Annotated in this window: 13 protein-coding genes; 11 read left to right on the forward strand and 2 right to left on the reverse strand. The window is 46.1% G+C overall.

What is annotated here, in order from left to right; genetic code table 11:
- Position 1: 1 nt before the first annotated feature.
- The 11 genes from flhA to H579_RS0120090 all read left to right on the forward strand — a co-directional run bounded on the left by flhA (position 2) and on the right by H579_RS0120090 (position 12,001).
- Complete coding sequence (flhA, locus tag H579_RS0120040) at positions 2 to 2,122, forward strand: flagellar biosynthesis protein FlhA (protein ID WP_028302129.1); 2,121 nt, start codon at positions 2 to 4, stop codon at positions 2,120 to 2,122.
- Between the two features lie 69 nt (positions 2,123 to 2,191).
- Positions 2,192 to 3,457, forward strand: coding sequence for a flagellar biosynthesis GTPase FlhF (gene flhF / locus H579_RS26825; RefSeq protein ID WP_051228060.1), 1,266 nt, complete (start codon positions 2,192 to 2,194; stop codon positions 3,455 to 3,457).
- A 23-nt stretch (positions 3,458 to 3,480) separates the two neighbouring features.
- A complete protein-coding gene (locus H579_RS0120050; RefSeq protein WP_245583322.1) occupies positions 3,481 to 4,206 on the forward strand; it encodes an RNA polymerase sigma factor FliA in 726 nt (241 codons plus the stop codon).
- A 106-nt stretch (positions 4,207 to 4,312) separates the two neighbouring features.
- Positions 4,313 to 4,690 carry a chemotaxis response regulator CheY gene (locus H579_RS0120055; RefSeq protein WP_425411360.1) on the forward strand — a complete coding sequence of 126 codons (378 nt, stop codon included), beginning with the start codon at positions 4,313 to 4,315 and terminating at the stop codon, positions 4,688 to 4,690.
- A 53-nt stretch (positions 4,691 to 4,743) separates the two neighbouring features.
- Positions 4,744 to 5,532 carry a protein phosphatase CheZ gene (locus H579_RS0120060; protein WP_051228063.1) on the forward strand — a complete coding sequence of 263 codons (789 nt, stop codon included), beginning with the start codon at positions 4,744 to 4,746 and terminating at the stop codon, positions 5,530 to 5,532.
- Positions 5,533 to 5,544: 12 nt separating this feature from the next.
- Positions 5,545 to 7,722: a chemotaxis protein CheA gene (locus H579_RS0120065; protein ID WP_028302133.1), complete on the forward strand. Its 2,178-nt coding sequence runs from the start codon at positions 5,545 to 5,547 to the stop codon at positions 7,720 to 7,722.
- 21 nt (positions 7,723 to 7,743) lie between these two features.
- Positions 7,744 to 8,961, forward strand: a complete 1,218-nt coding sequence (locus H579_RS0120070) for a protein-glutamate methylesterase/protein-glutamine glutaminase (RefSeq protein ID WP_028302134.1) — start codon at positions 7,744 to 7,746, stop codon at positions 8,959 to 8,961.
- A 57-nt stretch (positions 8,962 to 9,018) separates the two neighbouring features.
- Complete coding sequence (locus H579_RS26830; RefSeq protein ID WP_051228066.1) at positions 9,019 to 9,828, forward strand: ParA family protein; 810 nt, start codon at positions 9,019 to 9,021, stop codon at positions 9,826 to 9,828.
- A gap of 2 nt (positions 9,829 to 9,830) precedes the next feature.
- Entirely contained in the window at positions 9,831 to 10,979 is a 1,149-nt protein-coding gene (locus H579_RS26835) for a chemotaxis protein CheW (protein ID WP_051228069.1), read from the forward strand.
- Between the two features lie 83 nt (positions 10,980 to 11,062).
- Positions 11,063 to 11,551: a chemotaxis protein CheW gene (locus H579_RS0120085; protein ID WP_028302135.1), complete on the forward strand. Its 489-nt coding sequence runs from the start codon at positions 11,063 to 11,065 to the stop codon at positions 11,549 to 11,551.
- Positions 11,552 to 11,644: 93 nt separating this feature from the next.
- On the forward strand, positions 11,645 to 12,001 hold the full coding sequence (locus tag H579_RS0120090; RefSeq protein ID WP_157834676.1) for a DUF2802 domain-containing protein: 357 nt from the start codon (positions 11,645 to 11,647) through the stop codon (positions 11,999 to 12,001).
- 90 nt (positions 12,002 to 12,091) lie between these two features.
- Here H579_RS0120090 and H579_RS0120095 read toward each other — a convergent pair whose 3' ends face one another.
- Both H579_RS0120095 and fliK read right to left on the reverse strand, forming a co-directional pair.
- Entirely contained in the window at positions 12,092 to 12,424 is a 333-nt protein-coding gene (locus H579_RS0120095; protein ID WP_028302137.1) for an EscU/YscU/HrcU family type III secretion system export apparatus switch protein, read from the reverse strand.
- Positions 12,421 to 14,086: flagellar hook-length control protein FliK (gene fliK, locus H579_RS0120100; protein WP_036567013.1), on the reverse strand; the 1,666-nt coding region annotated here is incomplete at its 5' end. The genes H579_RS0120095 and fliK, both read right to left, overlap by 4 nt.

Consider the following 14,086-nt stretch of genomic DNA (forward strand, 5'->3'; position numbering starts at 1 on the left):
AATGGAAAAGACAGAGATTCTCAATAAATTAAGGAGCTTACCACTCACTGGGCTAGGTATTCCTGTTCTGATTTTAACCTTGCTAGGCATGATGACACTGCCTATGCCAGTGTTTCTGTTGGACATCCTTTTTACCTTCAATATCGCCCTGTCCATCATTATTCTTTTGGTAGCTGTTTACGCATTAAGGCCATTGGATTTTGCTGTATTTCCAACGATACTGCTGGTTGCAACTCTATTACGTCTTGCTCTGAATGTTGCGTCGACGCGTATTGTTTTATTGGAAGGTCACGAAGGTGGCGATGCAGCAGGTAAGGTGATCGAGGCTTTCGGTGCTGTTCTTATCGGTGGCAACTATGTTGTTGGTCTGGTTGTATTCCTGATTTTGATGATTATTAACTTTGTAGTGATCACTAAGGGTGCCGGGCGTATATCTGAAGTAAGTGCACGATTTACACTGGATGCGATGCCAGGTAAACAAATGGCTATTGATGCAGATTTGAATGCAGGTCTGATTGGTCAGGATGAAGCGAAACAGAGACGTGAAGATGTGGCTAATGAAGCCGATTTTTACGGGGCAATGGACGGTGCCAGCAAGTTTGTCCGTGGTGATGCCGTTGCAGGTATTCTGATTCTGGTGATTAACGTCATTGGTGGTCTGGGTATTGGTATGTTGCAGCATAGCCTGGAGTTTTCTGACGCGCTGGAAAAGTACGTGCTGCTGACTATTGGTGATGGTTTGGTTGCGCAGATTCCATCGCTGCTGTTATCCGTTGCTGCGGCTATTATGGTTACCCGTGTAAATAGTACGGAAAGTATAGGTCAGCAGGTTACTGGTCAGATGTTTGGCTCGCCTCAAGCCTTGGTCATCACTGCTGCTATCATGTTTATTCTGGGGATTATCCCAGGTATGCCTCATTTAGTGTTTCTAACACTTGCAGCGCTTGCTGGCTTTGGTGCTTATGGCATTATGTATTTTGCCGAGAAAAAGGTGGTACAAGAGCTGGAGGATAAGAAGAAAGCTCAGATGGAGATGCCTGTGCCCGATGCTGAAGCGGTCAACCAGAAAGAGCTGGGTTGGGGCGATGTGCCCATGGTCGACTTGCTGGGTCTGGAAGTTGGTTATCGACTAATACCCTTGGTTGACAAGAATCAGGGCGGGCAGCTTCTTGGTCGAATAAAAGGTATCCGTAAGAAGTTGTCTCAGGAGCTTGGTTTTTTGGTGCCTTCTGTGCATATCAGAGATAATCTTGAGTTAGCCCCAACCAGCTATCGGATCCTTTTAAAGGGCGTTGTGGTTGCTGAGGCTGAGGTCTATCCGGATCGTGAGATGGCGATCAACCCAGGACAAGTGTTTGGAGAGGTGCCGGGTATTCAAGGGAAAGATCCTGCTTTTGGTCTTGATGCTATCTGGGTTGAGGCTCAGGATAGAGATGAAGCGCAGGCCTTAGGTTATACGGTTGTTGATGCCAGTACTGTAGTGGCAACACAATTGAATCAAATTATGCAGAATTATGCTCATGAGCTGATTGGTCATGATGATATTCAGCATCTGATGGATGGGTTGGCAAAAAGCTCTCCTAAGCTTTCTGAGCAATTGGTGCCTGATAGCTTATCTTTGAATCAATTGCTGAAAATTATCCAGAATCTGTTGCAAGAAAATGTTTCTATTCGGGATTTCCGAACAATTGCCCAATCTTTGGTTGAGACGGCTCAGCAAACCAGAGATATCGGCCAGTTAACTTCGGCTGTAAGAGTGTCCTTGTCACGTTCCATTGTGCAATCAATTTGTGGGCCAGGCACGGATTTACCTGTTATAACCTTGGAGCCCCAGTTGGAGCAGATATTGCTTCAATCGGTGCAGCAGGCGGCACAATCCAATGTAGAGGATAATCTGGTGCTAGAGCCTGCAATGGCAGAGCGTTTACAGCAGTCGTTGAGTGAGGTGGCTCAGCAGCAAGAGATGATGGGGAATCCAGCTGTGCTGGTAGTTGCTGCACCTGTGCGGCAGGTTCTGGCCCGGTTTGTTCGCTATAGCGCACAGCCTGTTCATGTGCTTTCATATCAGGAAATACCTGATAATAAACAGATTACTATTGTAGCGACGGTCGGACAGCAATAAACTTATATTGGTCATGGACAAATGAAATGTTAGGTTGATGGCTGTGATTTTTGAAGGATATTGGATGGTATGAAAGTCAAACGTTTTTTTGCCCCAGATATGCGCCAGGCGATGAAGCTGGTTCGGGATGAGTTTGGCTCTGATGCCGCAATTTTATCGAATAATAAAGTTGCTGGTGGAGTAGAGATTGTTACTGCTGTTGATTATGATTCCAGCATTCTTCGCCAGTCCTCTGATAATATTGCAGGCCAGGATCAAGATGCTTTAACTGACTCTTTAGCTGATGCTTTAGCTAAAGCCAAAGATGTAATTGATAATGCATCTGAGCGTCAGGATCTTTCTATTGAGGATGCTTTCCAAAGTAAAACTAAGATATCAGCCCATAAATCTAATGCAGAAGCGATGATGGGGGCTTTGGGTGGAAAAGCTCACAATGTTTCTGTCGAAAGTGCAACGATGAAAGCGATGCAGTCTGAGATTCAAGGCTTGCGGGAGCTACTTAAAGAGCAGATGCAGGACAGTATGGCGGAGCGTAAGCCTGTAGAAGCTATGGTGCAAAAGCGTTTACGACGCTTGGGTATTTCCAAAGTATTTGCTCAGAAAGTATTAGCAGCACTGGACCTTGAAGAAAATATTGATTTTTCCAGTGCATGGGATAAAGCAGTCGGTCAGCTGCAGGGCAATGTTTTGACCACTTCTTCTGATATTGTTGACCAAGGTGGGATTATTGCGCTGTTGGGGCCAACAGGTGTAGGTAAAACGTCAACTATTGGTAAATTAGCTGCTCGTTATGTCCTGAAATATGGCCCTGAAAACCTGGCATTAGTGACGACAGATTGTTATAGAGTCGCTGCTTATGAGCAGTTGAGAACCATTGGGCGTATATTGGGTGTACCTGTCAGAGTCGTTGATGATAAGCACCCTTTGGAAGATACATTGCGAGCTCTGAAAAGTAAGAATTTAGTGCTGATTGATACTGCAGGGTTAAGTGCTCAAGATCCAAATATGACTGAGCAGTTTAAGTTATTAAAGTCTACTTCAGCTAGAATTAAGAAATATATTGTTTTGAGTGCAACCAGCCAAGGTCAGGTGTTACAAGCTGCTTATGATGCTTATCAGTCTCAGGGGCTAAACGGTTGTGTGATAACAAAGTTGGATGAAAGTGTCAGTGCAGGGGAAGTTTTAAGCCTGATAGCGGATAATCGGCTACCTCTCGCATATGTTGCTGATGGGCAGAAGATACCTGATGATCTTCGTGCGGCAGACGCTCGGCATCTGGTATATCAGGCTTTGGAATTACTTGAGCAGCAGGAAGCTGGTCATGCAACGGACTGAGTAGGTCGGAGGATCGGTGTCTTATGGCCTTGGTAATGAGTTCAGGTATGTATTATTCACAAAACGGCTGTGGTGAACTTATTGATCAGCACTCAGGCTTGGTAAAAAAAGTTGCTCAGCATCTTTTGGGGCGTTTGCCGTCCAGCGTGATGCTGGATGACCTGATTCAAGCTGGTATGATCGGTTTGATAGAGGCTTCTCAGAAGTTTGACGGTTCTAAGGGGGCGAGCTTTGAAACCTACGCTTCCATAAGAATCAGAGGCGCTATGCTAGATGAAGTACGCCGTTATGACTGGGCTCCAAGATCTGTTCATCGAAATAGTCGTAAAGTATCAGAAGCAATTAAAGCTGTTGAGTCAAGGGAAGGGCGTGATGCTAGAGATACAGAAGTCGCAGAGGAACTTGGGGTGTCACTAGAGGAGTATAATAGCTACCTCCAAGATACGGCCGGCACTAAATTGTTTAGTTTTGATGAAATAACCGGTCATGAAGACAGCAGTTTTGATGTAGCTGATGTAGAATCAGTGGATCCTGATGAATCGGTAGAGGGTGATGCTTTCCAAAAAGCATTGGCTGATGCTATCTCGGGGCTGCCGGAAAGAGAACAAATGGTCTTAGCGCTTTACTATACCGAGGGGCTCAATCTTAAAGAGATTGGTGCAGTACTTTCGGTAAGTGAGTCGAGAGTCAGTCAGATTCATAGTCAGGCTGCACTCAGGCTACGTGGTCGTTTGGATGAGTGGAAGTAAACTTTGTTAGATGGCTTTTAAAGCCAGTTAGATATCTGTTAGATGCATTTTATAGTATTCTAATGATGGCAAATTAGGGTAAGTGGAGGTTGCCTTGGATAAGAATATGAAAATTCTCATTGTGGATGATTTTTCCACTATGAGAAGGATTGTTAAGAATCTGTTACGTGATCTTGGGTTCACAAATACCCATGAGGCCGATGACGGATTAACTGCACTGCCTATGTTGGAAACTGGTAACTTTGATTTTCTGGTGACCGACTGGAATATGCCAGGAATGACGGGGTTTGATCTGTTAAAAACTTGTCGAGCGGATCCTAGATTCAAAGATCTACCGATCCTTATGGTGACTGCTGAAGCTAAGCGAGAGCAGATTGTTGCCGCCGCCCAGGCAGGTGTAAATGGATATATCGTTAAGCCATTTACTGCTGCGGTACTCAAGGAAAAAATTGAAAAAATCTTTGAGCGTATTGAGCAACAGTGATCCTGTTTTTTAATGCGGGTAGACAGATATTCATCAAATAAAGGTTTCTGGTTATGGCTCTGAATAGCCCGGGTGAGCAGCAAACAAGTGAATTTGAGAAGCTTCTCAAACAAAGTACGTCTGAACTGATTGAGAAAGTAGAAAGTGGTGACCTTTCTGATGCTGTGAATTTAATTCAGCGCATTAATGATGAGCGAAACCGCAACTTATACCTTGAAGTTGGTCGTCTCACTCGTGCTTTGCATGATGCTATTACTAATTTCCATATTGATATGGGGGTGGCTAATCCTGCGACAGAAGAGATGTCGAAGATGGCTAACGCCACTGATCGGCTGAATTATGTCATCAAATTGACTCAGGATGCTGCAAACCAGACGATGGACAAGGTGGATGAAAGTGCTCCTGTAGCTGATCGTTTACGTGATCAGGCTGGAGCACTGAGAAAGGACTGGGCTCGTTTGGTTCGTCGTGAGATGAAACCAGAAGAGTTTAGAGACTTATACCGCCGTATTGATGATTTTCTGAAAGAGACTGAAGAGCAGTCCAACTCTCTGTCTGGTAACTTTAATGACATCATTTTGGCGCAAGGTTATCAGGACCTGACTGGTCAGGTTTTGATCAAAGTGATTACTCTGGTTCAAGAGATTGAAGAAAATCTGGTCAATCTCGTCTGTATGGCGAGTCAGGTTGATAAGATCACGGGTATTAAACATGATAACAGTGATCGTCCAGAGGAAGAAGCTCATGCTCCAGAAGGGCCAATTATTAATGCCGAAGAGCGTGTAGATGTGGTTTCAGGTCAGGATGAAGTTGATGACCTGTTGTCTAGCCTCGGTTTCTAAGGAGATGTATGGATGAGCTTTGATGTTGATCAGGATATTTTACAGGATTTCTTGATTGAGGCTGGAGAGATTCTGGAATTGTTGTCGGAGCAGCTGGTTGATCTGGAGCAAGTGCCAGATGACCCCGACTTACTAAATGCTATTTTTCGTGGTTTTCATACAGTAAAAGGGGGGGCAGGCTTCCTCCAGCTTACACCTCTCGTTGATTGTTGCCACGTAGCAGAAAATGTATTTGATACCCTTAGGAAACATCAGCGTACTGTGACCCCGGAGTTGATGGATGCTGTGCTGAGTGCATTGGATACCGTCAATGAAATGTTTGATGAGGTTCGTGCTGGGCAGATGCCAGACAGTGCAGATCCTGAGCTTATTAAACAACTGGAGTTTTTTGCAGAGCCGGAAAGTGAGAATGAGACCCCTCCAGGTGCAGAGGCTGCCTCAGAGGCAGATGTTACTCCAGCGCCTGTCGAGGAAGCAGTTTCTGACGTAGCCTTGGAACCTCCCGCAGCGGCAGTTCAGGATTCCGAAGGCGATATCACTGATGCTGAGTTCGAGTCGCTTCTGGATGCGTTGCAGGATGAAGGTAGTACTGCGTCTTCTGCTCCAGCTGCGGCTGTAGATAGCCCAGCGGCTGATCAGGGCAGTGATGATATTACAGAGGAGGAGTTCGAGGCCTTACTGGATCAACTGCATGGCAGTGGTAAGCCTCCTTCCGTTTCTTCTATAAAAGAGGAGCCTGCTCAGCCGAAAGAGGCTGAGCCGAGTTCATCAGGCGGCGATGATCTTATCACCGATGACGAGTTTGAAGCTTTGCTAGATGAACTACACGGTAAAGGTGGTTCTCCAGTACAGAGTAAAGCCGAAGCCGCACCTGCTGCTAGTCAGCCTGTTGCACCTGCTTCAGCACCGGCTCCGCAAGTAACCCCTGCACCTAAGGCCGCACCGGCGGCTCCAGCACCCGCTAAGCCTGCTGCAGAGAAAAAGGTGGTTAATAAGAAAGAGGCTGCTGCACCTGCTGCTGAGACCACGGTGCGTGTGGATACCAGTCGCTTAGATGACATCATGAATATGGTGGGTGAGCTGGTTCTGGTGCGTAACCGTTTGGTTCGTCTAGGGGGGCAGAGTTCGGATTCTGAAATTGCTAAAGCGGTATCTAATCTGGATGTTGTAACAGCAGATTTACAGACTTCAGTAATGAAAACCCGAATGCAGCCAATCAAGAAAGTATTTGGCCGCTTTCCTCGGGTTGTTCGCGATTTATCTCGTAAACTGAAGAAAGAGATTAATCTTCGCTTGATTGGTGAAGAGACTGATCTGGATAAAAACCTGGTTGAAGCATTGGCTGATCCTCTGATCCACTTGGTGCGTAATGCTGTCGATCACGGGGTTGAAATGCCTGAGATCCGTGAGCAGAAAGGTAAGCCTCGTGTGGGTGAAGTCGTGCTTTCTGCTGAACAGGAGGGGGATCATATTTTACTGACCATTAGCGATGATGGTGCGGGTATGAATCCCGATATCTTACGTCGTAAGGCGGTTGAGAAAAATCTATTGGATCAGGATGCAGCAGATCGTTTAACGGATCAGGAGGCTTTTAACTTGATTTTTGCTGCTGGTCTTTCGACCAAAGAGCAGATCTCAGACGTATCCGGTCGTGGTGTGGGCATGGACGTTGTGAAAACGAAAATTTCGCAACTGAATGGTACGATTAATGTGTGGTCAGAAGAGGGCAAGGGTTCTAAGATTATCATCAAGGTACCTCTGACGTTGGCAATTATGCCAACGCTGATGATTATGCTCGGTGATCAAACCTTTGCACTGCCTTTAGTAAATGTGAATGAGATCTTCCAGTTGGATATTTCCCGTGCCAATATAGTTGATGGCCAGGAAGTGCTCGTGATCCGTGAAAAAACCTTGCCTCTGTTCTATCTGAAAGAATGGTTGGTGCCAGGTTCAGATGTTGGACGTGATCTCAAGAATGCTCATGTTGTGGTAGTTTCTGTAGGTACACAAAAAGTGGGCTTTGTGGTTGATCAGTTGATTGGCCAGGAAGAGGTGGTGATTAAACCACTTGGAGACATGCTGCATGGAACACCCGGTATGGCTGGTGCCACGATCACTGGTGATGGACGGATTGCTTTGATTCTTGATATTCCAGGCATGCTCAAACACTATGCGAGTACTGCTCGCTAGGCGCTAGGATAAGGATCCTCTATGCCGATAACCGTTTTAGTCGTTGATGATTCAGGCTTTTTTCGTCGTCGAGTTTGTGAGCTATTGAGCTCCGACTCAAGGATAAAGCCGATAGGTACAGCCAGCAATGGTCGTGAGGCGGTTGAAAAGGCAATCGAGCTTAAGCCTGATGTTATAACCATGGACTATGAAATGCCTGTTTTAGATGGCATCTCTGCGGTGCGTGAGATTATGCAGAAGGCCCCAGCGCCGGTTCTTATGTTTTCGTCTTTGACTCATGAAGGTGCAAGAATAACATTAGGTGCTTTAGAGGCAGGTGCCGTTGATTATTTGCCTAAGAATTTTGAGGATATCTCTCGTCGACCTGAAGAGCTGGCAAAAGTCTTATGTGAGAAGGTTGTTGCGGTGTCAAGAAGTCGTCGTTCATTTGCCACCTCTCCTTCTGCGACGGCGCCACCACGCAGCTCTACAGTTTCTAGCCCAACGGTAAGCCGTTCTGAGCGTCGAGTGATGCCTTCTGTTTCTTCTCCAAGTATTACAGGTTCGGGAAGCGGCTCGCCCATAGCAGCCAAACCTACTTTAGTAAGTACGAGGCCAGTATCTACAGCGGTAAAAAGTAATCTGAGTACTGGCGAAGGTGCCTCCATCGCCAAGAGTAAGCCTCAGCCCAGACACTTTGATTTGGTAGCGATAGGCACCTCAACCGGCGGACCAATGGCATTGCAGTCTGTGTTGACTCAATTGCCTGCGAACTTTCCCGCACCGATTTTATTAGTGCAGCATATGCCAGCCGCTTTTACAGGTGCTTTTGCAGAACGGTTAAATGGATTGTGTAATATCTCCGTTAAAGAAGCGGAAGATGGTGATATGTTACGCCCCGGTGTTGCTCTTTTAGCTCCGGGTGGGAAACAGATGGTCGTTGATAAAAGGGGTAATTGCGTAAGAATTTTGCCCGGAGACGAGAGGCTGAATTATAAACCTTGTGTAGATGTCACATTTGGCTCTGCGGCCAAAGCGATTTCTGGCAATATCTTAGCCGTTATTATGACAGGGATGGGGGCAGATGGTCGGGAAGGATGCCGTATGTTGAAAGAGCGTGGGGCAAGCATTTGGGCTCAGGATGAAGACAGTTCCGTGATTTATGGTATGCCAATGGCTGTCGCTAAAGCAGGCCTAACTAATGAAATCCTAAGCTTAAATGAAATAGGTTATCGTCTGACAACTGATGTTGTTCGATAATTTGCCGATAACTTGAAGATCTTGAAGATAGTAACTGGTTGATTAAGGAAATAGTGCATGCACGTATGGGCAGTAGCCAATCAAAAAGGGGGTGTGGGTAAAACAACCTCAACGGTGACCTTGGGTGGCTTACTGGCAGATCAGGGATATCAGGTGTTGTTATTGGACCTTGATCCGCATGGCTCTCTAACCAGTTATTTCAAATATGATCCAGATGGTCTGCAAAAAAGTGCTTATGATCTGTTTCAGCAAGGTAAAAAAATCCCTGACGACTTGCCACAAAGTCTTTTGATGGACACGGGGCATGACCGAGTGAAGTTGATTCCTGCCTCAACGGCCCTGGCAACCCTGGAGCGGCAGGTGAGTGCGCAAGGGGGAATGGGATTAGTGATATCCCGTGCGTTGGCTCTGTTATGGAATCGATTCGATTATGTATTAATTGATAGCCCTCCTGTGCTCGGCTTGTTAATGATTAATGCCTTGGCATCGGCTGAGCACCTCGTCATTCCAGTTCAGACAGAGTTTCTGGCCATTAAAGGTTTAGAGCGTATGATGCGTACGCTTAAAATGGTCACTAAAGCTCGAAAAAATGAACTACCTTATACAGTAGTTCCCACACTATACGACCGTCGTACCCAGGCATCTGTACAGAGTTTGCGTTTGCTGAGAAACTCCTATCCAGAGAATATCTGGAACTCCATGATTCCCGTGGATACCAAGTTTCGTGACGCCAGTATGGCTGGTATGCCTCCTTCTATGTTAGATCCTCAGAGTCGTGGAGTGCACGCTTATAGTGTGTTGTTAAAACATCTGCTGGAAAAGCAGGCGGATCATCGACAACGTGATAAAAGCCTTGAGGAGAAGTAGTTATGGCTTCGCATAACAGTAATGACTTTTCTTCTCCGCAGGAAGCCATCGAAGGTTACCTAGAAGCTCTGCTGCAAGATGTAGCAGACTATGAGGAACCTGAAGATGCCCTTCAGGAAGAGCTCTCTCCTGTCAGAGCAAAGGAGATCGAGCCGGAGACTGCAACAGAAACAGTTTTTGGATCTGAAACTGTAGAAGAGATTGTTAATAAACCCGTGGTGGAAGATCAAGGCACACGGGTTTTCACCCCCTCAGGTGAGGAGCAAGCTTTTACTACACCAGTGGCTAAAACTCAGATCGATACTGGCTTTGGGCCTTCAACAGAGGTGGCTTACCAGGAAGCGCCGACAGTTGTTATGCCTGAGTTGCAGATCGCTGAACCTGTTGTAGAGACTATTGTGGCTGAGCCCGTAGTCGAGACAGTAGTTGCAGAGCCAGAGTCTGTTATTGATACGCCTGAGCCAGTTGCGTTTGAAGAGATTGACGACCCTATTGTTGAAACCACAGTAGCTGAGCCAGAGGTCGTTACCGAAGAAGCTCTTTTTGAACAGGTCATACTTGATGAGCCTGTTAGTGATACTCTGATTGATGAAAATATCGAGACAGAGGTAGAAGAAGAGGTTAAGCTCCAGCCTCAAGAAAATGAAGGTTGGACAGATGGTCGTCCAAACTGGGCTCAGGGGCGCTTTGAGTGTTTGCTTTTTGTGGTAAAAGGCCTGAAGCTGGCTGTACCCTTGGCTGAGCTAGGCGGAATCCATAAACAGGAGAAAGAGCCAACACCGTTGTTTGGTCAACCTAGCTGGTTCTTGGGTATTTTGCGCAATAATCGCATGAATATCGGTTTGGTTGATACTGCTCAGTGGGTGATGCCTGAATATATTAATGGCGATCACAGTACTGACTATCGCTTTGCTATTCATATTCATAACAGTGAATGGGGATTGGCTTGTGATGAAGTGGCTGAGGCCATTTCGCTGGACCCTAATGAAGTGAAGTGGCGTACCAAGCTGGGTAGAAGGCCTTGGTTAGCAGGTACGGTTGTTGACCATATGTGTGCTCTTATTGATGTCGCGGCATTTGCTCGTTTATTAGATAGTGATAAAGTGCCGGTCGACTTGCAGGCTTTAAACGCTGGCGGTGATGAAGAATAAGGGAAATCATCAGCTTGGATGGTTTCATGGTTTAATGTTTATCTTGTGGGACACAAGATCTTCGATTGTAACGGAGCATTCGCATGGCTAATGTTGTACAAGCTAAAAATGCTGGATCTGAAGATCCAATTTTGCAGTATGTGACCTTCCGTCTGGCGGACGAGACATACGGTATTAATGTGATGCAAGTGCAGGAGGTTCTGCGCTATACAGAAATTGCACCTGTTCCAGGTGCGCCTTCCTATGTACTGGGTATTATTAACCTGCGTGGTAACGTCGTCACTGTTATTGATACTCGCCAGCGTTTTGGCTTGTCTTATGCGGAGACCACGGATTCTACTCGAATTGTGATCATCGAAGTTGAGAAGCAGGTTGTCGGTATTTTGGTAGATTCTGTATCCGAAGTGGTTTATCTTCGTCAGTCTGAAATTGAGACAACTCCGAATGTAGGCAATGAAGAAAGTGCCAAGTTCATTCAGGGTGTATGTAATAAGAATGATCAGCTGCTTATTTTGGTTGAGCTTAACAAGCTGATGTCTGACGAGGAGTGGGCAGAGGTTGCGGCACTATAATCGCAAACCCTCTTTAGTGCTATGCAGGATTTATTAGTTCCTTTGCTACTTTTGCTCTTCATTGTGATTGCTATAGGTGTAGCTGTTTACAATATGAAGCAGGTTGCCAAATTACGTAAGCAGCTGGAAGAGAGCCAAAATGAAACCCGGGCTTTAGTACAGAATCTACGTAATGAAACTCATGCGATGGGCAGTGGCTCCATCGGTGTGGGGCAGCGCCTGCGTGAAGTAGAGAAGAAGTTAAACCAAGCTATGGAGCGTCAGGTTGAACTGGAACAGAAAGATCCAGGTAGCCTGCCGTATACTTATGCCATTCGTTTGGTTGAAATGGGAGCATCAGCTAAAGACTTAGTTGATAACTGTGGCTTAGCTCGAGTAGAAGCGGATTTAATCAGCTTGGTGCACTCTGAGATTAAACGCAAGGGCTTCCAAGCCAGAGATATCACTTAGCTAATTGAACCTGTAATATCTCAGGTCATGCGAATAAAAAACGGCGTTTTTCAACGCCGTTTTTGTTTTGAAATGGCGAATGTATAGATACTAACTGTACCTATCTTTAATTACCGACTTACGAGATGCGATTTCAGAACTGAGCTTTTTCCTCTCCTGACTCTGTCGGTTTTCCAGTTGATAAACGAACGCGATCACTTCGGCGACTGCAAAATAGAGCACTTCAGGAATTTCGTCACCCAGCTCCATCTGTGATAAGGCCATCACTAATTCTTTATCTTCGTAGATGGGCACATCATGTTCATCTGCAATGCGTAGGATCTCATCTGCTAATGCCATATTTCCCTTGGCTACAACCTGAGGGGCTTTATTCATATGGCTATCATATTTTAGCGCAACGGCTTTTTTATCGGGCTCTGTCATGCTTGGAAGTTAACCAGTGAGTTAAGCTGTTTGGTTTCATCGGGCTTTCCGATTGTACAACGGACATCTTCCAATACTACGCCCAGATAAGCGAGTCTTTCTCTTAATTCACCCAGATGCCGGCTCACCTCGGGTAAGCTATTATCCTGTTCCACCCAGATACGACTACTGAGGTGTTCATTTTGAAAGAACAGGCGTGCATGCAGGCGTCCAAGTGAAGGTGGAGAAAAAGTGAGATTAATCACCCAACGTTTTTTGGGTTCTTCTCCGGGTTGCAGGTTTTGTTCTTCTGGCCAGACTTGATGTTCCATCTGTAACTTAACTTCAGACAGTTGCTGATTAAAGCTAATAGGGATATCTGTTTGCAGAGCTGGTGCTGTAGTTTCTGCTCCTCTGCCTGCATTGGTGCTTTGTAGCTGGTTACTACGGATTCTGGCCAACCCTTCCATCACAGCCCGCATTAATTGAGCTTGTCCTGACCTGTTTTCTGCAGACTGACGTTCATTACGTGCTGTAGTTTTTTTGCTGCCCTCTGTTGAATCTTTATCCTGACCTTGTCGAGCAATATGGCGAAATATCTGAACAAAAGCGCCTTTTAAATCATTGGTTGCGATGCCTTGAATTGGCTGGCCTACAAGCGCTGGTTGCATTGCCTGCATCAGCATCGCTTCATGGAATACACCACTACGCTCGATAGTGCTTTTAACCTGTTGGCTGGCAGGTGTTTGGTTTGGGCTAAGCTGCAAAGGCACTTTATTAAGTACATCTAGGGCCTGCTGTGTTGCAGGTGGAAGCTGATTGATTGGCCCAAGCTGAGGCAACAGGCTACGAATCTGAGTCAGGCTTTCCCCTATAGGGCGCTGAGATGGAATCGCTTCTTTTAGCGCTAACTGGATTTTCTGTTGTAGTGCTTCCGTTTGCTTCGCGTCCAGTACAGGCGGTGTAAATGTTGCGGTTCCCTTAATGCTAGGATTTATTGCTGCATCTAATCCTTTGATATTCAAGTTTAGTTTACTGGATAAATCATTAGCCAGTGATGTGGCTGAATTCATTAGCTGATTAAGTGTCGTTGCTGCTGAGGCCGCCGTTTGTGCTGTTTGAGGTGTATTTGACGCTATAGTTTGTGCTGTAGCAGTTGACGTGCTGTTGGGCAGCTGAACTCTGAGGATATCAATTTGTTGAGTATTATTCTGTCGTAGTGTGAGCTGAGTTCCTGCCGGTAAGCTCTTTAACTGGGGAAGAGCAACGGTCTGTCCTGTTTCCGGAATAAATACCTGTTGGGCAACCTGAGTACGCCCTGCTACCGCATTGGGTTGGTTAGCGATGGCATTGGCTACATGTTGTTGTATCTGAGCTGCACTGCTCTGCGACTGAGTCTGCTGTACTTGTGCTGCAGGTCTTGTTTGTTGGGGCGGTTGAGGTATAACCGGATCAGGTGCTCTTTGGCGAGGCACCTGAGCCTCCTGATTACTTTGTGCTCTGATTTTAGGTTGTTGTCTATCTGGAAGGGGCAAAGGTGCCTCTGGTTGTCTTTGCGGCTGATTAGTTTGGCTGCTCTGTTGAGTCTGTCCTTGGTTCTGAGCAGCCTGCTGTGGCTGATTAGCCTGAGTGCTCTGTTGAGTCTGAGGTTGCGCCTGCTGTTGAGCAACCTGTTGTGATTGC

The sequence above is a fragment of the Oceanospirillum beijerinckii DSM 7166 genome, from assembly GCF_000422425.1.
Lineage (GTDB): Bacteria > Pseudomonadota > Gammaproteobacteria > Pseudomonadales > Halomonadaceae > Oceanospirillum > Oceanospirillum beijerinckii.